Here is a 19,840-nt window from a genome sequence, read left to right as displayed (position 1 = left end):
CCCGAGGGGTATGGACGGACCGGGCCCGCGCCGGCGACCGACCGGCTCCGCGGGGCGGTGGAGAGGTGGGAGCGCTGACTGCGAACGAAGGCGCGGGCGGGACCGGCGGCCGTCCGCCGCGGCACCGGCGGACGGCGCGCGAGCGCCGCGTACGGCCGACGTCGTCCTGGTTCACCGCCGGATTCGGCGCCGGTCTGGGGCTGACGCTCGCCTACACGATGCTGGAGACGGTGCTGCACATCAGCGGCGTCCTCACCCTCCTGCTGCTCGCCCTCTTCGTGGCCATCAGCCTGGAGCCGCTGGTGGCGTGGCTGGCGCGGCACCGGCTCGGCCGCCTCTGGGCGGTGGTGGTCGTGATCGTGATCCTGCTGGTGGTGCTGGCGGGCTTCCTGGCGCTGGTCATCCCTCCGGTCACCCGGGAGATCACGGCCCTCACCGACGCGGTCCCGAAGTGGCTGGAGCAATTGCGGGACCGCCACTCCTTCCTCGGCCGGCTGGAGGACCGCTACCACCTGCTGGCCAGGGCGCGGGAGCGGCTCGGCGCGGGGGGCGGCTCGGCCGTGCTCGGCGGACTGCTGGGCGCCGGCCACGTCGTCCTCAGCGCCGTGACCGGAACCGCCCTCGTCGTGGTCCTGACCGTCTACTTCATGGCCGGGATGGAGCAGCTGAAGGGCTTCGCCTACCGCTTCGTCCCGCTGACCCGGCGGGCGACCGTGACCGCCCTGACCGAGGCGATCCTCTGGCGGGTGGGGCGCTACATGCTCGGCAACGTGGCCACGTCCGCCATCGCGGGCCTCGCCACGTTCCTGTGGTGCGTGGCGACGGACGTGCCGTACGCGGCGGCCCTGGGCGTCTTCGTCGCCGTGATGGACATGGTGCCGGTGGTGGGCTCGACCATCGGCGGCGTGGTCGTCAGCCTGGTCGCGCTCTCGGTGTCCTTCCCCGTCGCCCTGGCCACGGCCGGCTTCTACACCGGCTTCCGGCTGGCGGAGGACTACCTCATCGTGCCGAAGGCGATGCGTTTCGCCGTCAGCGTCCATCCCATGGTCACGGTCGTCGCCGTGGTCGTCGGCGGCGCCCTGCTCGGCGTGGTCGGCGCGCTCATCGCCATCCCGGTGGCGGCGGGCATCGGCATCGTCCTGGACGAGACGGTCTTCCCCCGGATCGACACGCTGTGAGGCACGGCGCGGGGTCGTGGCTCCGCACGGGCCACGGCCCCGCGCCGCGCGCGCCGGCGCGCGACGGCACCGCGCCGGCACGTGACGGTCAACTCCCGCCGATGACGAAGTCGAACGTCGCCTGCTTCGCGGGGCCCGCCTGGCGGACGTTCATCACCAGGGCCGGGTGGAAGATGGGGTCGGTGTTGTTGCGGGGCTCGCCGGGGAAGTAGAGCTGCGTGGTGAGGATCGGGCCGCCGGGGGCCTGCACCTTGACGTGGAGATGGCGGGTGCGGCCCGGATAGAGGCCGGGGACGATCGTCGTCAGGGTGAAGGCGCCGCGCGCGTCCGTGTACTGGTGGCCCCTCAGCCGGAAGCCCCGGTTGTCGTACGCGCCCGCCGCGTCCGCCTGCCAGAAGTCGAGCAGGGCGTGCGCGACCGGTCTGCACGTCAGGCCGAAGACGTAACCGCTGACCGTGAGCCTGGTACCGCTCGTCCCGGGCTCCAGCAGCGACGCGCGTTCGGGAGAGGAGGGCTTGAAGTACGGGCCCTCGATCTGCGGCGGCGTCGGGTCGTCCCCGTCGTCGCAGAACGGCGTCGGGGCGAGGGGCGCGTCCGACGGCCCGTGATCGCGGGCGAGGGCCACGCCGCTGCCGAGCAGCGCGGGCAGGGGCACCGCGACGAGTGCCGCCTTCAGCAGGGTCTTCCGGCTGACCGGCCGCCGTCCCGGGGTGCCGGGGACGCCGGGGACGTCGGGGGTGCCGGTGGGGGTACGGTCGTCCGCCATGTCCGCCTCCTGGGGTGAGTGGCTCGTCCATGAACCTAGGGACGGCGGACGCGCGGAGCGATGGACTCCGTTCGGTGAACGTGGTGATTCCCACGGGTCGGTTCACCCTCCCGGAACGCCTCCCGGCCCGGAGACCTCAGGAGTCCTCCCCCGTCGTCACCGCCGCGCGCCGGAAGGCCCCCGGGCTGATCCCCGTCTCCCGCCGGAAGAAGCGGCAGAAGTACGCCGGGTCCGCGAACCCCACGCGCCGCGCGACCTGCCCCACCCCGAGCCCGGAACCCGTCAGCAGCCGCTTCGCCTCCAGAAGGCGCGCCGCGCGCAGCAGTTCCCCCGGCGTCCGGCCGGTCGTCTGCTTCACGGCCTCGTTCAGGTAGCCGACCGACACCCCCAGGCGCGCCGCGTATCCCCCGACCGACCCCTCGGCCCCCGCCGTCTCGTGCAGGAGCCGCCCGAACTCCCGGGCCACCGCCGCCGCCCGGCCCCGCTCCGCGCCCGCCCCCCGTCCCGGCCCGGCGGGCAGGCGCAGGGCCCGTACGAGGAGGATGTGCAGGTAGGCCTCCAGTACGGAGATGTAGCCGTCCGCCTTGGCCGCGTACTCCCGCCCCATCGCCCCGACCAGCGTGCCGATGCCCGCGCCCTCCGGTCCGGGCGGCAGGTGCAGCCAGGAACGTTCGCCGAGCGCGCGCAGCAGCCGCCGGTCGCCGGGGCGGGCGAGGAGGAAGTCCTCGGCGAACAGCATCAGGACACCGCTCAGCCCGGAGGCCCGTTCCCAGTAGTGCACCTGGCCGGGCAGGATGACGCACAGGTGGGGCGGGCGCAGGGGCCGGCGGACGAGGTCGACGACATGGGCCCCCGAACCGCCGGTGATGTGGACGATCTCGTAGAACGTGTGCCGGTGGGGGTAGCCGGCCCGCGCGTCGGGGCCGAGCGAGTCGAAGGAACCCATTGCGAACGGCGGCACCTGCGGCAGCGGGACCTCCAACCGGTGCAGCGGCACGGGCTCGGTGGGCGACGTGCCGTCGTACGCGCGCGTGCTCATGGTCCACCCCTCGGCGAGCCGGACGAGCTGACGCCCCATCGTCCCCACCCGGCGGCCTGCCGCGCCACCGACGAACAGCTTCGGGATATCCTCCTCAAATCTCATCAAGTATGGAACAAAGGACAGCAAAGCCCTTGAAGGCGATACGTACGATCCGCGAGAGCGTCGTGGCAGTCACCGGAATCGCGCTCGCCCTGAGCCTGACCGCGTGCGGCGGCGGAGAAGGCGACAGCGGCAGCGGCAGCGGCAACACGAAGAGCGGTGCCGACAACGGCCGCAGGACGAGCGAGGACAGCGCCGACAAGGCGCTCGCCGCGGCGGACCCCGTCACCACGCTCAAGGCGGCCGCCGTCAAGGGCGCGCGGCAGAACACCTACCGCGCCAAGGGCAAGCGGAAGGACGCCGACGGCGCGTACACCAGCGAGGGCGTCTTCCAGGTCAAGCCCGACGCCGCCGACATGAAGGACTTCGGCCCCAAGACCGAGGACACCCCGGACGGGGTCAGCCACGTCATCAAGACGGACGGCAAGATGTACGGCAACACCGTCGCGATCCCCGGCAAGAAGTGGTGGACCTTCGAACTCAAGGGAGCCGAGAAGGAGGACGTCGCGGAGGGCTTCGTCCAGATGACCGCCGCCCTGTCCACCGCCAAGGACGTGCGCAACGCCGGCGTGGAGTCGGCCGGCGGCCGACGCGCCTCCCACTTCCGCGGCACCCTCGTCGTCTCCGAACTCGCCGCCTACAAGGGCGAGGCCATGAACGAGAAGGACCGCGACAGCTATGTGAAGCGGCTCAAGGACCACGGCCTCGACAAGGTCGAGCTCAACGTCTGGGTCGACAAGGACGGCCTCGTCGCCCGGACCGACGAGTCGGGCAAGGGCTCCAAGGGCGAGTACGGCAACAGCGACGAGTACACGGGCTTCGGCGAGCCCGTGACCATCACGCCGCCTCCGGCCGCGGACACGGCGGGCCCGCGGGAATCGATGGAGGCCCTGGCCAAGAGGAAGTAGGCCCGGGGCCTCGACGACGACGGCGACCGGCAGGCCGCCCGCCGGGCAGGCCGGTGGGCCTTCAGCCCAGCAGCCCGCCGGTGTAGTCGTCCTCGGCCATCGTGCGCCAGGAGTGGCCGGACGTGAGGAACGACTCCGGGTCGACCGCCGCCACCATCGTGTCGACCTCGTGGCGCAGGAGGTCGCGCGGGTCGAACACCTGCCAGGTGTCCCGGGCCCGGCCGTAGTCCCAGCGCCGCCATTCGGCCCGCATGCGCTCGTAGGCCCAGCAGGCGTGGAGCAGTGCCGAGACGTCGCGGTGCAGGTACGCCCGCGGCTCCCCGTCGTCGTACCAGTCCGGCAGTTCCAGCCGGCCGGTGTCGCCGTCCAGGGCGATCACCAGGTCGTGCGGCCACCAGCCGAGGGCGATGAAGTCGCGCTGGTAGGGGCGGTCCGGGATGTCCTCGCGGGAGTCCTCCTCGCGGGAGTCCTCCTCGCACGGGTCGTCCTCGTCGGAGTCCTCGTCGGAGTCCTCGTACGAGTCGGGATACGCCTCCGCCATCGTGCGCAGCGGGTCGTCCTCGCCGAAGCAACTGAAGAGCCCGCCGTCGAGCGGCAGTCCGATGTCGGTGAGCAGGCGGCGCGTGGGCGCGTGGACGAGCGCGTCCGGCAGGTCCTCCGGCGCGAAGCGGCGGACCTGGCCCTCGTCGGCCAGTTCGGCGAGCTCCCGGACGAGGGACGGCTCGATCGCGTAGGCCAGTTCGCCCGGCCCGCCCGCGGCCGCTCCCCAGCGCAGGGCGCGCAGCAGCACCACGGTGCCCCAGTGGGCGGGTGGGGTGTCGGAGGCGAAGAGCCGCGGATCGGCCTCGCGCAGGCGCTCCGTGACGTCCGCGATCACCCGCGCGACGATCTCCGGCCCCCTGCGGCCCTCGTACGGGTCGGCCTGGCCCGTCTCCGGCGTCACGGACTCGCAGACGCGCAGGAGTCCGGCGAAGGCGGGGAGCCCGGAGGCGAGGAGGTCACCGGGCGCCTCGCCCGCGGCGTCGCCCACGAGGCGGACCTCTCCGCCGGTGCCGTCGAGCACGACGTAGTGGCCGGAGTGGTCGGTCTCACCGAGGATCAGGAGCCGGCCACCGCCGGCCGCCTCGCCCGTCCCCTCGTCGGTGAGCGGTTCGAGCCGCCCCGCGTGGACGGCGGCGAGGTCGAGGCCCGCGGCGGCCTCGGGCAACCCCCGCCGGATCAGGAACTCCCGGCTGGGGCCGTGACGCAGGGCCTCCGGCAGCGCCTCCTCCACCAGCGGGCGCGGCCGGTCCGCGCGCCGCTCCTCCGCGCCGTCCACGGCGTCCGCGCCGTCCACGGCGTCCGCGCCGTCCCTGTCCTGTGTTCCGTCCGGCCGCTCGTGTCCGGGTATGCGGGTGTCCATGCCGGCTGTTCCCCCATGGTCGTGGTGGTGATCGTCGTGCGGGCCGACAGTAACCGGAGCGACTGACACCGGTCGCGGGCCGCCCCCTTCCACGCCGGTCCACGCCGGTCCACGCCGTCGCGACGCGTCGGGCGCCGCGCGCCGGGCGGCCGGCCTCCGGGGCCGCCCCGGCCGGAACAGCGCCCTCGGCGAGCCCTTTGCCGACCGGCGGGCGCCGAGGCCCTCTCGCGCGGTCTCTTCGCCGCGGGGCACGATTCCCCCAACACCGCGTGAAGGGGAGGTGGACGTGCCCGGTCGTGCGGAGCGTCTCGCGCAGACAGAGGACTGGCTCTTCTCCTACGCCGACCGTGCCCGGCTGCTCGCCGGGGACGACGACGGCGCGTCACCCGTGCCGCTGGCCGTGGGCGACTGCGACCTGCCCACCCCGCCGCACATCGTGCAGGCCATGCGCCAGGCCGTCCGCGCCCCCGAGGCGCACCACTACCCGCCGTACGCGGGCACGCCGGCGCTGCGCGAAGCGGCGAGCAGGTATCTCGTGCGGCGCTTCGGGGTGCGCGTGGACCCCCGGACCGGGGTGATGGTCACGCTGGGCAGCAAGGAGGCGATGGCGCACCTGAGCATGGCGTACGCGGAGGCGGGCGACGTGGTGCTCGTCCCCGATCCCGCCTATCCGGTGTACGCCACCTGGGCGCGCTGGTGCGGCGCCGAGGTGGTCCGCGTCCCGCTGCGGGAGGAGAACGGCTTCCTCCCGGACCTGTCGGCCATACCCGAGGGCGTCGCGCGGCGGGCGAAGCTGTTCTGGGTCTGCTACCCCAACAACCCCACCGCCGCCGTCGCCACGGCCGGTTTCTTCGCCGAACTGGCGGAGTTCGCCCTCCGGTACGACATCGTCGTCGCCTCCGACGCCGCGTACAGCGAGATCTACTACGACTGTCCCCCGCCGCCCTCCTTCCTCGGCGCGCCGGGGGCGATGGAGTGCGGCATCGAGTTCCACTCCCTGTCGAAGACCTACAACATGCCCGGCTGGCGGGTGGGGTTCGCGGCCGGCAGCACGGCGATCGTCGACGCGTTGCGCACCGTGAAGACCCACACCGATTCGGGGACGTTCGGCGCCGTGCAGCACGCCGCCGTCGCCGCGCTCCACGACACCACGGGCTATCCCACGCATCTGCGGGCCGTCTACGCCGAGCGCATGCGGCTGCTGTGCGACGGCCTCGAGGAGGCCGGCCTGTCGGTGCTGCGGCCCCGGGCCACGGTGCACTGCCTGGTCCGCTGCCCCAAGGGCCACGACAGCGGGTCCTTCGCCGACCGGCTGGTGCGGGAGGCCCGCGTCCTGGCGATCCCGGGCCACGGCTTCGGCCCGGGAGGCGAGGGGTACGTACGGCTGACCGTATGCGCCGGAACGGGCCTGATACGGGAGGCGGTGCGCCGGGTGGCGGCGGTCCACTGGTGAGCCCGGCCGCCGGCGCGCGGGGGCGGACAGCCGTACGGGGGCTGGCCGGCTACGCCGTCTCGCTCGCGGCGCGGCGGAGCGGGGACGGGTTGAGGCGGGCGAAGCCCTCCTGGCGTTCGTAGGGGAAGTACGGGTAGGGCGCCGTACGGGCGCTGGCGGCGTCGAGGCGCGCCACCTGATCGGCGGTCAGGCTCCAGCCGACGGCGCCGAGGTTCTGGCGCAGCTGTGCCTCGTCGCGGGCGCCGATGATGACGGAGGAGACGGTGGGGCGGCACAGCAGCCAGTTGAGGGCGATCTGCGGGACGGTCCTGCCGGTCTCCTCGGCGATCTCGTCGAGGACGTCGACGACCCCGTAGAGGAGCTCGTCCTCCACAGGCGGGCCGTAGTCGGCCGTGGCGTGGAGCCGGCTGCCCGCCGGGAGCGGCCGGCCCCGGCGGAGCTTCCCCGTCAGCCGGCCCCAGCCGAGGGGGCTCCACACGACGGCTCCGACGCCCTGGTCGAGCCCGAGCGGCATGAGCTCCCACTCGTAGTCGCGGCCCACGAGGGAGTAGTAGACCTGGTGGGCGGCGTAGCGCTGGTAGCCGTGCCGGTCCGCGTCGGCGAGCGACTTCATCAGCTGCCAGCCGGCGAAGTTGGAGACGCCGGTGTAGCGGATCTTCCCCGCGCGGACGAGGTCGTCGAGCGTGGCGAGCACTTCGTGGACCGGGGTGCCGGCGTCGAAGGCGTGGAGCTGGAAGAGGTCGATGTAGTCGGTGCCCAGGCGGCGCAGGGCGTCGTCGACGGCCTTGACGAGGCGGGAGCGCGAGGTTCCGGCGTCCGTCGGTCCGTCGCCCATGGGCAGGCCCGCCTTGGTGGAGAGGATGACCCGGTCGCGGCGGCCCTTGACGGCGGCGCCGAGCACCTCCTCCGAGGCGCCGGCGGAGTAGACGTCGGCGGTGTCGAACATGGTGACGCCCGCGTCGAGGCAGATGTCGACGAGCCGCCGGGCCTCCGCCTCGTCCGTGGTGCCCCAGGCCCCGAAGAGATCCCCGCGCCCGCCGAAGGTGCCCGCGCCGAAGCTCAGCTCCGGAACCATCAGCCCGGAAGCACCCAGCCTCCTGTACTCCATGACGTTCCCCTTCCCCTGGTCATCGTGTGACCTTTATCGGGACTCGTGTCCCGTTAACATTGATCTCACCCTAGCAGGGGTAGACCATCTAATGGAACAGGAGTCCCGTTATGACCTCCGACGCTTCCGGGAACACCGCGGAGACGGCACCGGGGACCGTGCGCCCCGGCGGCCGCACCGCGCGCGTACGGGCCGCCGTCCTTCAGGCCGCCGGGGACGCCCTGGCGGAGGGAGGCGGACTCACGCGCCTCGACCTCGCCGACGTGGCCCGCCGCGCGGAGGTCGGGAAGACGACCGTGTACCGCCGGTGGGGCACGCCGGCCAACCTGGTCGCCGAGCTGCTCGCCGACATGGCCGAGCAGTCGCTCCCGCGCACGGAGACCGGCACGCTCCTCGGTGACCTGCGCGCCAACGCGCGTCTCGTACGGCGCACGCTCGCCGACCCCCGTCAGGGGGCGCTGTTCAAGGCGGTGATCACCGCCGCGACCTGCGACGAGCAGACCGCCGCCGCGCTCCACCGCTTCTACGCCGTCCGCGTCGCCGAGTGGGAGCCGTGCGTCCGGCAGGCCGTCGAGCGCGGGGAACTGCCGGAGGGCACGGACACCCACGAGGTCGTCCGCGCCGTCTCCGCCCCCCTCTACTACCGGCTGCTCACCACCGGCGAGCCGCTCGACGAGGCCGCGGCGGACCGTGCCGCGGAAGCGGCCGCGGCGGCCGCGCGGGCGGGGGTGTTCGTCACCCCCGGGACGTGACGTGAGGCCGGGGCGGCCTCAGTCGGGGTGTCCGACCGGCCGGACGGCGTCCCGTCGTACAGCGGGACGTCGTACGACGGGACGCGGACGGAAGGCCGCGGTGATGGCGCGGACCATGGCGGTGGCGGTCAGCAGGGACCAGCGGAGCCCGGTGTGTTCCATGAGGGCGGCTCCGTAGCCGGCCCCGACGGCCAGGGCCGGCACGACGCCGAGCCGCCGGAGGACCTGCCCTCTGCGGCCGGCCCCCGGCCCCGTGTCCTGGACCAGGCCGATCAGCGCTCCGGGGAGGCCGAAGGTGACGACGAGCTCGGGAACGGCGAGCCTGCGGATGGTGGCGCAGCGCAGCCCCATGGCCGTCGCGAGCAGCGCGGTGATGCCGTCGCCGGAAGCCGTCGAGCCGTCAGGGGCGAGCCAGGCGCAGGCGGTGGCCAGGGCGAGAAGCACGGTCTCGGCGAACAGGGCGCAGGGGAACCAGTCCCGCCGTCCGCCCCGCGCGGCCAGCCGCTCCCCCCGGCCCGCCAGCATCCCGCCCACCGTGGTCAGCGCCAGGACGACCCGTCCATGGCGGCGACGCGGTCGTGACGCCGCGTGCGACCCGTGGCCGCGCGAACGCGCCAGGGGCTCCAGCGATCAAGCCAAACGGCTTCGACCGGTTCGCCCCCCCCGGAGCGTTTCACGCGGCCGGTACCCCTACGGCGCCTACGCGGTACCGGCTCCTTCCCGCCGGACGCCGAAGCGATCGACCAGCGTCCGCATGACGTCGAAGGCCGGCTTCGGGGTGTAGTCGTCGGTGGCGAGCCCGAACTGATGGAACAGCCCCGGGTTCGAGCTGTCCGCGTCACGGAGCGCGAAGTGCGTGTAGCCACTGAGGCCGAGGGGCCGGGCCTGGGCGGCGACGATCCGGACGACGGTCTCCAGGACGCCGGCCTGGCGGTCCGGGGAGCGGTCGGGTCCGGTCGGCCAGCCGTGTTCGGTGATGTGGAGCGGCAGGTGGCCGAGGCCGGCGGGGGTCAGCACCGCGTCCCGGTGGTGGCGCAGCAGGCCTTCGACGGCGTCGGCGAGGTCGGCCGCGGCGACGGGCCGGAAGACGTCGGGGAAGAAGTCCAGGCCGACGTAGTCGAGATCGGCGACGAACTCCGCTCCGCCGAGGTCGGTCAGCTCGGCGACGAAGGAGACGGAGGGACCGAAGAGCGGGGTGGTGTTGAAGCCGACGCGCAGGTGGGCGTGGCCGAGTTCGCGGGCGCGGTCCTTGGCCGCGGAGACACCGCGGACGATCGCCTCGCGCACCGCGGGGTAGAAGCCGTCGAGCGTCGGGTTCGAGGTGACGTTCGGCTCTTCGGTCACCTGCAGGGTGCTGGTGAACGGGCCGTACCGCTCGACCAGTTCGCGCAGGAAGGCACAGTAGCCGTCGACGTCACCGGCGACGGATTGGTACTGCGCCACCAGATCGAGCCGGCGTCCCGCGGTGGCGTACCGGGCAGCGTCGGCCGGTGTCGCGGTGGCGTGGGGCGCGCCGAGGCGGGTGGAATCGTCGAAGGTCGTATAGGCGCGTACGAGGAAGGGCCTGCCCGGTGCGCCCTGGAGGCGGTCGAGCGCGGCGGTGATGCGGGCCGGGTCGTCGGGCGGGCCGGAGGCCAGGCCTCCGGCGTCGTCCCCGGTGATTCCGCCGGGGTAGATGCCGAAGAGCAGTTCCTGCTGCCCGTCATGCGGTAAGGCCGTCATGGATCTCGTCCCTCTCTGCCGAGCTCGGACCGGCTCGGCCAGTTCAGTTCGTTCAGCTCGGCTCGTTCAACTCGGCTCGTTCAGTTCGTTCAGTGGGCTGCCGGTGCGGCGGCGGGCCAGGTCAGGACTCCCGTGCGGATGTCGTCGACGACCGAGTCGATCCAGGCCGTCTCGGAGCGGGCGAGGCTGAGCGCGTATTCGGCCTCGATGACATGGAGCCGGGGCGCTCCGGCGTCCAGCGCGTCCGCGAGCCGCTTCTCGTCGGCGGTGGTGCGCTCGCGCAGGTGCCGGGCGCGCTCGGTCAGGGCGTCCACGGCCCCCTCGGGGCCGAGGGCGCCGAGGTACGCCACGGCTCCCAGAAAGCGTGAGAACTCCCGTTCCGGATTGCGGATCTGATCGTCCAACCGCCGGACGAGCTCCTCGTAGCCCGCCGGGGTCAGGGCGTAGACGGTGCGTTCGGGGCGGTTGCCCGAGCGCTGCTGGCCCTGCTCGGCGACCCAGCCGGCCTCGGTGAGGGCGGCGACGGTGTTGTAGAGCGTGCCCCGGGTGATCACGGCAGCGTGGTTGTCGCTGCGTTTCCGCAGCTCGGCGAGCATCTGGTACGGGTGCGAGCTCTGTTCCAGGAGGAGGCCCAGCACGGCGAGGACGATCGGGTTGTCGAGAGCGCGACGTGGCATGGTCGAACTCTAACAGTCTAAATAGACTAATCGGCGAGGGTGAGATGATGATCTTGAATTCATGTCCCGCTCATCTCACGACCGCAGGAACTCCACATGCACGCCAACGACCTTCCGCTGAGCGTCTGGTGCGCCGCCGCCGGCGTCTCGCTCGTCGCACACCTGGCCTTCTGGCTGACGCTCGCGCCGTCACGGAAGGGCCGGCGGAAGGAGTGGCTCGGCTGCCTGTCGTTCCTGGTGTGCGCCGCGCTCCCCGAGATCGGCGACCCCGACCCCAAGAAGGTCCTGGCGTACTACTCCGTCATGCTCCTGGGCACGACGCTGGGATTCGTCGGCCACCGGGACGTGGTGCGGGGCTGGGCCCTGGGCTTCAAGGTGCACAACGGGGCCGCGGACGTCGTACGGACCACGCTGATCGCGGGTCAGATCCTCGCCGCGACCGCGGCCGTGGCCTGCCTCGCCCTCTGGCAGGACATCCGGCCGTAGCCGGTCACGCCTCGGGGCGGGGGGTCGGTCACGGCGCCAGGCATTTCCCGCCCCTCTTACCCTTCCGCCCCTTCCTCCCCCTCCTCCCCCTCCGGCTTTCGGGCGTAGTCACCGAGGGCCGGCGCGAGGAGGGCGAAGGCCCGCTCCGTCTCCGGCGCGAGGGTCTCCGCGATCGCGGCGTTGTCGTGGCCGGCGAGAGTGAGGTCCTGGATGCGCTGGAAGAGGACGCGATGCGTCCCGCCCAGCAAGGACGCGGCTGTACGCGGGGTGATGTCGTCGGCGGAGGTGCCGGTGGCCTCGGCGAGCGCTTCGGCGAGGGCCCCCTCGCGCTGGTCATGGAGGCCGCGCAGGCATGCCGTGAGCGTGGGGCTGTCGACGATCATGCGGGTGAACTCGGGGCCCGCGAACCCCGCCACGGCGTCCTGGGTGTCGACCGCGTCGAGGAAGGCGCGCAGCAGCGCCTCGAAGGCCGATTCGCCGGGCCCGCGGGCGGCGACCACGCGCGCCAGGCCGGACACGAAGGCGTCCTGGTGGTCGAGCGCCATGTCCTCCTTGCGCGGGAAGTAGTTGGTGACGGTCTTCTTGGCCACGCGCGCGGCGTCCGCGATCTCGGCGATGGTCGTGGCCTCGAAGCCCTGCTCCAGGAACAGCCTGGTGGCGTGGTCGGAGATCAGTTGCCGCGTCTCGCGCTTCTTCGTCTCCCGGAGGCCGCCCGTCACGGCGGCGTCGGTGCCGTTCTCATTACCCATGAGCGAATCTTACCTCGGACGTATTTTTAGGTTGACGGCAGCGGTGACGCGCCATAAAGTTACTTCCGACGTAAAGATAGCCCTGAGGAAGATCGTCGCCAGGGTGGGCCCCCCGGATGCCCACCCCGCGGCAGACAAGGACCACGCATGACGTGCCAGACCGTCTCCGCCACCACCTTCGACGCCGGTATCGAATTCGACCGTCAGCTCAGTACCCTGATCGACCTCGGCTACCCGACGGCGGCCGGGCTCGGCGTCGAGGAGTTCGCCGCCCTGCTCGCACCGCTGCGCGCGGACGCGGTGGCACACGGCACCGGATCCGCGTCAGGCGCTCCGGACGCGACCGAGGACGGCCGCGTGCCGTTCCTCGTGGTCGTCACCCGGAGCCTGGTGCCGATCGAGGAGACCATGCCGCGCACCACCCTCCACAGCACCAGGCCCCGCAAGGGCCTCCCGGGCTTCGTGGACCGTTCGTTCGAGCCCGGTTCCCTGGAGCGGTTCGTCACCACCGACGCCAGCCGCCTGTCGGACGACCCGGCCGCGTATCTGCTCTTCGACATCGAGCGCGGCGAGGAGTTCTGCGACGTCATACCCAACGACGCCATGAACACCATCACCGGACGCGGCCGCACCCTGCTCACCATCGAGGAGGGCATCGCGCTCATCACCCTCTTCCCCCAGGTGCTCGTCAAGAACAAGTGCTTCTCGCTGGGCGGCTCGCGGAACGGCGACCGCCGTGTCCCGGCACTCTGGATCAGCAAGAAGGCACCCAAGCTGGGCTGGTGCTGGGCGGGCAACCCGCACACCTGGCTGGGCATGGCGAGCGCGGGCACCCGGCGCGCGGCGGCGTAACGGACGTGTCCGGAGGCTTCCCCGGCTCGTTCTCATCCCGGAAGCCCATCTTCCGGACGTCTCTCGGACGTTTCCCCGGACGTTTGTAAGGAGTGCGCATGCGACGAGTCCTCGCGACCGCCGCCCTGGCCGCGGCCGCCCTGGGCGTCGGCACCATGGGACCGGGCGCCGCCGCCCACGCGGCCCCCCTGCCGACGGTGGTCGATCTGAACGGCCTCAACGGCCTGAGCGTCGCCGACCCCGGCAATCTGGGCGTGACGGTCGACGAGGCGGCGCAGCGGTCGACGGGGTCCGTCGGGGACATCGGCGGCCGGGCGATCAGAAAGGCGGTGCCGATGGTCGGCCGGACGGGCGGCACGGCGGTCAGGAAGACGACGTCCACCGTGCAGCACGTCGCCGGTCACGCCGCGGGGTCGGCGGGCGAGGCCATCGGGGAGACCGCGAAGACGGCCACCAGGGACGGCCTTCCTCTCGCCGGCCTCCCCCCGAAGGCTCCCCGCCCGTTCGCCCTGCCCTGAGCCACCACGCGCGACCGAGCCGAGGAGTCCAGGTGGGACATGTGAACGGAGCGCCGCTGTCGGGGTGCGCCGCGTTGGTGACCGGCGCGTCGAGCGGTATCGGGGCGGCGACCGCGCTCGCCCTCGCCCGGCAGGGCGCCGCGCTCGCCCTGGTGGCCCGCCGGGCGGAGCGGCTGGAGGAGACGGCCTCCGAGGTCCGCGGCGAGGGCGGCACGTGTGTCGTCCTCGCCGCGGACCTGAGCGACCCGGCCCGGGCGCGCGGGGTCGTCGAGGAGGCGGCGCGGGATCTCGGGCGGCTGGACGTCCTGGTGAACAACGCCGGTTACGTGGCCCGGGCTGCGGTGGAGGAGAGCGATCCGGAGAACTGGCGGCGCATGGTGGACCTCAACCTCACCACCGTCCTGAACACGTCACAGGCCGCTCTCCCCCACCTGCTCGGCGCCGTCGCGGACGGCCCGCGCGGAGTGGCCGACCTGGTCAACGTCAGCTCGGTGGCGGGCCGCGTGCCTCGCCGGAACAACAGTGTCTACTCGGCGACGAAGCACGCGGTGTGCGCCTTCAGTGAGGCCATGCGGCAGGAGGTGACCGGCCGGGGCGTCCGGGTGGGTCTGGTCGAACCCGGCATGACCACCACGGAGATGACGCGCGGCAGCGAATGGGCGACGGTCGGGTCCGGCGTGCCCCGGGACGCCTGGCTGCGCGCCGACGACATCGCGCGTTCCGTCGTGTTCATGGTGACGCAGCCTCCGCACGCCGCCGTCAACGAGATCACGGTACGGCCGACGGCCCAGGAGTTCTGATCGCTGTCAGGGCCTCAGCAGGCCGTCCATCAGTTCCCAGTTCGACCACGGGCCGCCGAGGGCGGTCTGCCAGCGGTGGTAGGGGTAGCCGCCGCTGTTGACGCCGAAGAGCTCGATGCGCCCGTCGGCGTTCGTCTCGGCCGCGACCTGGCTCAGCCCGCCGTCGAACTGCTCCCAGTTCGACCAGGGACCGCCGATGGCCGTCTGGGCACGGTGGTAGATGGCGTCCCCGCTGTTGGTGCCGAAGATCTCCAGCCGGCCGTTGGCGTTGCGGGCCGCCGCGATGGAGGTGAGGTTGCCGTCCATCTGCTCCCAGCCGGACCAGCGCCCGCCGAGGGCGGTCTGCCAGCGGTGGTAGATGTTCCCCGCGCTGTTGACGCCGAAGAGCTCGATGCGCCCGTCGGCGTTCGTCTCTACGGCGACCTGGGTCAGGGCGCCGTCGAAGGCCTCCCAGCCGGACCAGGGTCCGCCGATGGCCGTCTGCCAGCGGTGGTAGACGGTGCCCACGCTGTTGGCGCCGAAGAGTTCCAGCCGGCCGTCGGCGTTGCGCGCCACGGCGATGGACGTGAGCAGGCCGTCGAGCTGCTCCCAGTTGGACCAGGGGGTGCTGCTGTTGGGGGTCTGCCAGCGGTGGAAGATGGTTCCGGCGCCCGTGACACCGAACAGTTCCATGCGACCGTCGGCGTTGGTCTCGGCCGCGACGGCGCGCAGCGCCCCGTCGAACTGGGCCCAGGGCGACCATGCGTTGGTGCTCGCACGGTTCTGGTAGCGGTGGAAGACGCCGTCACCGCTGTTGACGCCGAACAGTTCGAGCCGCCCGTCGGCGTTGCGGGCGGCGGCTATGGACGAACCGAAGACCGTGATGCCGATCCGCTCCCCCGCGGAGCCGGCGGTGGTCCTGGTGGTCATGGCGGTGGCGGCGGGCCCCGGCGCGGCGCCCAGCAGGGTCACGGCCGCGGTCGCCGCCACGAGGGCGCCGAACAGCCGGCCGACGCGTCGGGGTCCGGGTCTCTTCCTCATCGACTGTCGTCCTTCCCGTTTCAGGAACGGAGCTCATGCCGGTACGGATCGCAGGTACGGATGCGGGTACGGATCGCAGGTACGGAAAACGCTGCGCACGGTACAGCGGGCCGGGGCCGGCGGACAGTCTCGCGCGACGCGGTGGACGCTTTCCGGCCCGCCCGTCAACGGCTGCCCAACAGCTCCCCAACGGCTCCCCGACCGCTCCTCGACTTCACCGGCAAGCCTGCGCATCTCCCGCACGTCCCCCGTGAGAAGGTTCCTCACCCCGGCCATGTCCGCCCCTCGTCACGAAAGGGCCCGCGACGATGCCCGCACCGTTGTCCGTCACGGCCGCACCGCTCGCCGTCAACCTCCTCGACGCCCATTCGCTCCTCGCCGCCTTCGGGGTGGTCGGTGTCGGTGTCGTGATGTTCGCCGAGACGGGGCTGCTGATCGGGTTCTTCCTCCCCGGCGACTCCCTGCTGTTCACGGCGGGTCTGCTGTCCGCCGGCGCCGCGGGCGGCGGCGTGCGGCTGTCGCTGGGGCCGCTGCTGGCCGTGGCCGTCCTGGGCACTCTCGCCGGGTCGCAGTGCGGCTACGTCATCGGCCGGAAGGCCGGCGCCGCCCTGCTGGCCCGCGGCCGCTCGGCCCGCCTGCGGGAGGGGGCGGAGCGCGCCGAGGCCCTTCTGCGACGCTACGGGTACGCGAAGGCGATCGTGCTGGCCCGCTTCGTTCCCGTGGTCCGTACGGTCCTCAACCCCATGGCGGGGGCCCTGGGCGTGCCGGCGCGCACCTTCACGCTCTGGCAGGTGGCCGGCGGCCTGCTGTGGACGGTGGGGCTGATCCTGGGCGGCTACGCCCTCGGCTCGTCCATCCCGAACGTCGACCGCTACCTGCTGCCCCTGGTCGCGCTGATCGTCACCGTGTCGCTCGTCCCCATCGCCGCCGAGTTCTACCGCTCGCGACGCGCCGCGGCGCGGAAGGGCTGAACCACCGACCCGCCGGCCGTGCGCGGCCTCCTCCTCGGGAAGGGGCCGGGTGGTGCCCGTACTCTCCAGGAGTACGCCCTCTGGTAGGACTCGTACCACTTTTTGTGTATCCGTTCCTGTCCCTGCCGGCGATGCGGGCGGGAGGCGCCCGGACCGACCCTGAAGGGGCGAGGGCGCGAGGGGACGCGCCCCACCACGGGGGGATTCCACAAGTGTTCGACTACGAAGGGTTCTTCGCCGAGCGTGTGGCCGGCATCCGCGAGAGCGGGCAGTACCGGACGTTCGTCGAGATCGAGCGGCTCGCGGGGCGCTTCCCGCGCGCCATCCACCACGGCCCGGCGGGGCCGCGGGAGGTCACCGTCTGGTGCAGCAACGACCACCTCGGCATGGGCCAGCACCCCGCCGTACTGGCCGCGATGCGCACCACGCTCGACGCCTCGGGCGCCGCGGCCGGCGGATCACGCAACATCTCGGGGACCACGCCGCACCATGTGGCCCTGGAGCGCGAGGTCGCCGACCTGCACGGCAAGGAGAGCGCGCTCGGCTTCATCACGGGCTACGCCGCCAACGACGCCGCCCTGTACGTGCTCGGCAGGACGCTGCCGGACTGCGCGTTCTTCTCCGACCGGCTCAACCACGCGTCGATGATCATGGCCATGCGGGCGAGCGGCGCCGAGCGTCACGTCTTCGCCCACAACGACCCCGCCGACCTCGACCGCAAGCTGGGCACGGTCCGTCCCGGACGGCCGAAGGTGGTCGCCTTCGAGTCCGTCTACTCCATGGACGGCGACATGGCCCCCATGGCCGATCTGTGCGCGGTGGCCGCCCGCCACCACGCCCTCGTCTATGTCGACGAGGCGCACACCGTCGGCATGTACGGGCCCCAGGGCGCGGGCCTCGCCGCGCAGCTCGGCATCGCCGACGCGGTCACGGTCCTGATGGGCACCTTCGCCAAGGGCTACGGCACCGCCGGCGGCTACCTCGCCGGGCCCGCGTCCGTGATAGACGCGGTGCGCAGCCTCGGCCCGGCGTTCATCTTCACCCTCTCCATGCCGCCGGCCCTGGCCGCCGGCGCCCTGGCCAGCGTCCGCCACCTGCGCGGCAGCGACACCGAACGCGCGCGACTGCACGAGCGCGCCGCCCTGCTGAAGTCCCTGCTGCGGCGGGCGGGCATCCCGCTGGTGAGCGAACAGAGCCACATCGTGCCGGTCCTGGTCGGCGACGTGGTCCGCTGCCGCGAGCTGGCCCGCGTCCTGCTGGAACGGCACGGACTGTACGCGCAGCCCATCAACCACCCCAGCGTCGCCCGGGGCACCGAGCGGCTGCGCCTCAACCCCTCCCCCGTCCACCGGCCCGAGGACGTCCACCACTTCGCGGACGTCCTGGACCGGGTCTGGGAGGAGCTCGGCCTGCCCCGTACGCCCGCGCCCGCCTACGCGGGGCCGGCGTGACGGGGCACGGCCCCGGCCCGCTGGTCGCTCCCCGTCCCGCGGTGGGGAGCGACCGGCGGGCCACCCCGTGGGCCCGCTGCGCCGTGCTCTACGCCTTCCTGTTCCTCATGGGGTGCGAGACGTTCCTGGTCTCGCCGCTCCTGCCCACCATCGCCGCCGACCTGGGGGTCGGTACGGGGGCCGCGGCCCAGGTCGTGACGGCCTACGTGCTGACGTACGCCGTCGCCGCCCCCCTCCTCGGCGGGGTCTCCGACCGCTTCCCGCGCCGGGTGTTCGTCGCCGGGGGCGGGCTGCTCTTCCTGGGCGGCAATCTGCTGTGCGCCTCGGCCGGCGACCTGGGCGGCCTCACCGCCGCCCGCGCGCTGACCGGGCTGGGCGGGGCGATGGCGGCCCCCGCGATGTGGGCCTACTTCGCCGAGGCCGCCGCACCGCACCAGCGCGGGCGCGCCGTGGCCGGCGGCGTCGCCTGCTACGCGCTCGGCCAGGTACTGGGCGTGCCGCTGGGCGGCCTCCTCGCCCAAACCGCCGACTGGTCCTGGGCGTTCGCCGCCCTGGGCATCGGGCTGGTGCCCGTGCTGGTGCTCGTCGTCCTGCTCCTGCGGGGCCCGCGACCGGCCCGGCGCGGCTCGGTGCTGGGCGGGTTCGCGGTCTGGCGGGACCGGCGGCTGGCGCTGCCGCTGCTGTCGACCGGCTTCCTGCAGGCGGGCCGGCTGGGCGCGTACACGTTCGTCGGGGCGCTGTTCGCCACGCGCTTCGGCTTCGACGCGGGGCGGCTGGGGCTGGTCGGGCTGCTGGTGGGGGCGGGTTCCCTGACCGGCTCGATACTGGCCGGCCGGGTCATCGACCGGGTACGGGCCCGCGGCGGCGACGAGAACGGGCTGTCTGCGGTGCTGGCCCTGGCCTTCGTCGCGGCGGCGGTCGTCGCCCTGCTCACCACTCAGCTCGTGGTGACCCTCGCCGCGCTGTTCGTGTGGTTCGCGGCCGGCGGTGCCTTCTACACCACGCAGCAGACCTACCTCGGCGGCGCCGACCCCGGCCGGCGCGCGAGCGTCGTCTCCTGGAACGGCACGCTCGACCACCTCGGCGTCGCCGTGGGCACCACCCTGCTGAGCCCCTGGCAGCCCGCCGGCCCGGCCTTCGTGGCCGTCACGGCGGCCCTGGGCGTCACGGCGGCCGCGCTCTCGGCCACGACGGCCCGCGCGAACGCCCGGCGGAAGGCACCGGCGGGAGCCGGGTGAACCACGCCGCCGGGCGCCGAAGGGGGGATCGATCGTGTCACCGGCCGGCGGGACCGGGGCCGGCTGCCGGGCCGGGGCCGGCTCCGTCGCGCCGGTGGCGCTCCCGCCACGTCGCGACGACCTCCTCGACGCCGAAGAGCCCCATGAGCAGCGGCGGGCCGGGCGGCGGCATCTTCAGGGCCGCACCGATCTCCTCGTTGATCTCCTCGATGACACGGCGCGCCTCCGCTTCCGAGCGGGCGGCGAGAGCCTCCGCGAAGGCGTCCTCGGCCGCCTTGCGCAGGGCGAGCGCGGGCGGAAGGAAGGAGACGTGCTCGCGCCGCATCTTCTCCTTGATCCACCAGTCCTCGTCGTACGGGGCGTTCACCCCGGTCAGGGGCTTGCCGAAGCCCGGCAGGTCACTGAACTCGCCTCGTTGCTGCGCCTCGCGGATCTGCTTGTCGACCCACGACTCGAACTCGACTCCAGGGGGCTTGCGCTCGGTCACCGTGTGCTCCTCCCGTTGTACCTCCCAGCATCCCACCGGCATGAGTGAAGGGCGCGGCTCCCTTGTGGGTGCTGCGCCCTTGGTGCGTTCTGGGTTTGGTCAGTACGCGGAGTTGACGTTGTCCATGGAGCCGTACTTGTCGGCGGCGTAGTTGCAGGAGG

20 protein-coding genes and 1 pseudogene are annotated in these 19,840 nt (G+C 73.0%); 11 read left to right on the top strand and 10 right to left on the bottom strand.

Features of this window, described 5'->3' with window-relative positions; translation table 11 throughout:
* Positions 1-65 precede the first annotated feature (65 nt).
* Positions 66-1,178 carry an AI-2E family transporter gene (locus tag AC07BS_RS25130; RefSeq protein ID WP_478649300.1) on the top strand — a complete coding sequence of 371 codons (1,113 nt, stop codon included), beginning with the start codon at positions 66-68 and terminating at the stop codon, positions 1,176-1,178.
* Positions 1,179-1,278: 100 nt separating this feature from the next.
* On the opposite strand, the pseudogene AC07BS_RS25125 reads toward AC07BS_RS25130, so the two are convergent.
* Positions 1,279-1,944, bottom strand: a pseudogene (locus AC07BS_RS25125) (dioxygenase family protein); the annotation flags it as partial.
* 136 nt (positions 1,945-2,080) lie between these two features.
* Complete coding sequence (locus tag AC07BS_RS25120; protein WP_478649297.1) at positions 2,081-2,983, bottom strand: helix-turn-helix domain-containing protein; 903 nt, start codon at positions 2,981-2,983, stop codon at positions 2,081-2,083.
* A gap of 167 nt (positions 2,984-3,150) precedes the next feature.
* Between AC07BS_RS25120 and AC07BS_RS25115 the strand changes: the two genes are divergently transcribed.
* Positions 3,151-3,993 carry an SCO4651 family lipoprotein gene (locus AC07BS_RS25115; RefSeq protein ID WP_478934578.1) on the top strand — a complete coding sequence of 281 codons (843 nt, stop codon included), beginning with the start codon at positions 3,151-3,153 and terminating at the stop codon, positions 3,991-3,993.
* A gap of 61 nt (positions 3,994-4,054) precedes the next feature.
* On the opposite strand, the gene AC07BS_RS25110 is transcribed toward AC07BS_RS25115, so the two are convergent.
* Positions 4,055-5,395: an SUKH-4 family immunity protein gene (locus AC07BS_RS25110; RefSeq protein ID WP_478934577.1), complete on the bottom strand. Its 1,341-nt coding sequence runs from the start codon at positions 5,393-5,395 to the stop codon at positions 4,055-4,057.
* 286 nt (positions 5,396-5,681) lie between these two features.
* Here AC07BS_RS25110 and AC07BS_RS25105 point away from each other — a divergent pair, with 286 nt between their 5' ends.
* Complete coding sequence (locus AC07BS_RS25105; RefSeq protein ID WP_478649289.1) at positions 5,682-6,848, top strand: aminotransferase class I/II-fold pyridoxal phosphate-dependent enzyme; 1,167 nt, start codon at positions 5,682-5,684, stop codon at positions 6,846-6,848.
* Positions 6,849-6,897: 49 nt separating this feature from the next.
* Here AC07BS_RS25105 and AC07BS_RS25100 read toward each other — a convergent pair whose 3' ends face one another.
* The gene (locus tag AC07BS_RS25100; protein ID WP_478934576.1) at positions 6,898-7,956 is read right to left on the bottom strand and encodes an aldo/keto reductase; all 1,059 of its coding nucleotides are present in this window, start codon (positions 7,954-7,956) and stop codon (positions 6,898-6,900) included.
* A gap of 110 nt (positions 7,957-8,066) precedes the next feature.
* On the opposite strand from AC07BS_RS25100, the gene AC07BS_RS25095 reads away from it, so the two are divergent.
* Positions 8,067-8,708 carry a TetR-like C-terminal domain-containing protein gene (locus AC07BS_RS25095; RefSeq protein WP_478649283.1) on the top strand — a complete coding sequence of 214 codons (642 nt, stop codon included), beginning with the start codon at positions 8,067-8,069 and terminating at the stop codon, positions 8,706-8,708.
* Between the two features lie 18 nt (positions 8,709-8,726).
* Here the strand turns inward: AC07BS_RS25095 and AC07BS_RS25090 are convergent, their stop codons facing one another.
* The 3 genes from AC07BS_RS25090 to AC07BS_RS25080 all read right to left on the bottom strand — a co-directional run bounded on the left by AC07BS_RS25090 (position 8,727) and on the right by AC07BS_RS25080 (position 11,107).
* The gene (locus AC07BS_RS25090) at positions 8,727-9,233 is read right to left on the bottom strand and encodes a DUF1275 family protein (protein WP_478934575.1); all 507 of its coding nucleotides are present in this window, start codon (positions 9,231-9,233) and stop codon (positions 8,727-8,729) included.
* A gap of 174 nt (positions 9,234-9,407) precedes the next feature.
* A complete protein-coding gene (locus tag AC07BS_RS25085; RefSeq protein ID WP_478934574.1) occupies positions 9,408-10,430 on the bottom strand; it encodes a hypothetical protein in 1,023 nt (340 codons plus the stop codon).
* Between the two features lie 89 nt (positions 10,431-10,519).
* The gene (locus AC07BS_RS25080; protein ID WP_478934573.1) at positions 10,520-11,107 is read right to left on the bottom strand and encodes a PadR family transcriptional regulator; all 588 of its coding nucleotides are present in this window, start codon (positions 11,105-11,107) and stop codon (positions 10,520-10,522) included.
* 96 nt (positions 11,108-11,203) lie between these two features.
* On the opposite strand from AC07BS_RS25080, the gene AC07BS_RS25075 reads away from it, so the two are divergent.
* Positions 11,204-11,593, top strand: a complete 390-nt coding sequence (locus AC07BS_RS25075; RefSeq protein WP_478934572.1) for a hypothetical protein — start codon at positions 11,204-11,206, stop codon at positions 11,591-11,593.
* A 56-nt stretch (positions 11,594-11,649) separates the two neighbouring features.
* Here AC07BS_RS25075 and AC07BS_RS25070 read toward each other — a convergent pair whose 3' ends face one another.
* Entirely contained in the window at positions 11,650-12,342 is a 693-nt protein-coding gene (locus tag AC07BS_RS25070) for a TetR/AcrR family transcriptional regulator (protein ID WP_478934571.1), read from the bottom strand.
* A 147-nt stretch (positions 12,343-12,489) separates the two neighbouring features.
* Between AC07BS_RS25070 and AC07BS_RS25065 the strand changes: the two genes are divergently transcribed.
* The 3 genes from AC07BS_RS25065 (at position 12,490) to AC07BS_RS25055 (ending at position 14,512) form a co-directional block, all read left to right on the top strand.
* Complete coding sequence (locus tag AC07BS_RS25065; RefSeq protein WP_478934570.1) at positions 12,490-13,194, top strand: DUF5701 family protein; 705 nt, start codon at positions 12,490-12,492, stop codon at positions 13,192-13,194.
* A gap of 98 nt (positions 13,195-13,292) precedes the next feature.
* Entirely contained in the window at positions 13,293-13,712 is a 420-nt protein-coding gene (locus AC07BS_RS25060) for an ATP-binding protein (RefSeq protein WP_478649263.1), read from the top strand.
* 32 nt (positions 13,713-13,744) lie between these two features.
* Positions 13,745-14,512, top strand: coding sequence for an SDR family oxidoreductase (locus AC07BS_RS25055; protein ID WP_478649260.1), 768 nt, complete (start codon positions 13,745-13,747; stop codon positions 14,510-14,512).
* Between the two features lie 6 nt (positions 14,513-14,518).
* Here the strand turns inward: AC07BS_RS25055 and AC07BS_RS25050 are convergent, their stop codons facing one another.
* Entirely contained in the window at positions 14,519-15,532 is a 1,014-nt protein-coding gene (locus AC07BS_RS25050) for a PLL family lectin (RefSeq protein WP_478934569.1), read from the bottom strand.
* A 308-nt stretch (positions 15,533-15,840) separates the two neighbouring features.
* On the opposite strand from AC07BS_RS25050, the gene AC07BS_RS25045 reads away from it, so the two are divergent.
* The 3 genes from AC07BS_RS25045 (at position 15,841) to AC07BS_RS25035 (ending at position 19,192) form a co-directional block, all read left to right on the top strand.
* On the top strand, positions 15,841-16,503 hold the full coding sequence (locus tag AC07BS_RS25045) for a DedA family protein (RefSeq protein ID WP_478649255.1): 663 nt from the start codon (positions 15,841-15,843) through the stop codon (positions 16,501-16,503).
* A gap of 212 nt (positions 16,504-16,715) precedes the next feature.
* Positions 16,716-17,954 (top strand): 5-aminolevulinate synthase, encoded by a 1,239-nt coding sequence (gene hemA, locus AC07BS_RS25040; protein ID WP_478934568.1) that lies wholly within the window; start codon positions 16,716-16,718, stop codon positions 17,952-17,954.
* Positions 17,951-19,192, top strand: coding sequence for an MFS transporter (locus tag AC07BS_RS25035; RefSeq protein WP_478934567.1), 1,242 nt, complete (start codon positions 17,951-17,953; stop codon positions 19,190-19,192). The genes hemA and AC07BS_RS25035 overlap by 4 nt, the downstream gene beginning before the upstream one ends.
* Positions 19,193-19,229: 37 nt before the next feature.
* On the opposite strand, the gene AC07BS_RS25030 is transcribed toward AC07BS_RS25035, so the two are convergent.
* Complete coding sequence (locus tag AC07BS_RS25030) at positions 19,230-19,679, bottom strand: DnaJ family domain-containing protein (protein ID WP_478934566.1); 450 nt, start codon at positions 19,677-19,679, stop codon at positions 19,230-19,232.
* Positions 19,680-19,840 lie beyond the last annotated feature (161 nt).

This window comes from Streptomyces sp. NPDC044063, from assembly GCF_056434285.1.
Note: the sequence above shows the minus strand (reverse complement) of the source record. Positions and strands in the feature narration are given on the sequence as shown.

Coding starts and splice junctions, on each gene's coding strand:
- AC07BS_RS25060 (WP_478649263.1), top strand. CDS start 13,293: ATGCGACGAGTCCTCGCGACCGCCGCCCTGGCCGCGGCCGCCCTGGGC.
- AC07BS_RS25110 (WP_478934577.1), bottom strand. CDS start 5,395: ATGGACACCCGCATACCCGGACACGAGCGGCCGGACGGAACACAGGAC.
- AC07BS_RS25090 (WP_478934575.1), bottom strand. CDS start 9,233: ATGCTGGCGGGCCGGGGGGAGCGGCTGGCCGCGCGGGGCGGACGGCGG.
- AC07BS_RS25080 (WP_478934573.1), bottom strand. CDS start 11,107: ATGCCACGTCGCGCTCTCGACAACCCGATCGTCCTCGCCGTGCTGGGC.
- AC07BS_RS25100 (WP_478934576.1), bottom strand. CDS start 7,956: ATGGAGTACAGGAGGCTGGGTGCTTCCGGGCTGATGGTTCCGGAGCTG.
- AC07BS_RS25070 (WP_478934571.1), bottom strand. CDS start 12,342: ATGGGTAATGAGAACGGCACCGACGCCGCCGTGACGGGCGGCCTCCGG.
- AC07BS_RS25095 (WP_478649283.1), top strand. CDS start 8,067: ATGACCTCCGACGCTTCCGGGAACACCGCGGAGACGGCACCGGGGACC.
- AC07BS_RS25065 (WP_478934570.1), top strand. CDS start 12,490: ATGACGTGCCAGACCGTCTCCGCCACCACCTTCGACGCCGGTATCGAA.
- AC07BS_RS25120 (WP_478649297.1), bottom strand. CDS start 2,983: ATGAGCACGCGCGCGTACGACGGCACGTCGCCCACCGAGCCCGTGCCG.
- AC07BS_RS25075 (WP_478934572.1), top strand. CDS start 11,204: ATGCACGCCAACGACCTTCCGCTGAGCGTCTGGTGCGCCGCCGCCGGC.
- AC07BS_RS25050 (WP_478934569.1), bottom strand. CDS start 15,532: ATGAGGAAGAGACCCGGACCCCGACGCGTCGGCCGGCTGTTCGGCGCC.
- AC07BS_RS25045 (WP_478649255.1), top strand. CDS start 15,841: ATGCCCGCACCGTTGTCCGTCACGGCCGCACCGCTCGCCGTCAACCTC.
- AC07BS_RS25085 (WP_478934574.1), bottom strand. CDS start 10,430: ATGACGGCCTTACCGCATGACGGGCAGCAGGAACTGCTCTTCGGCATC.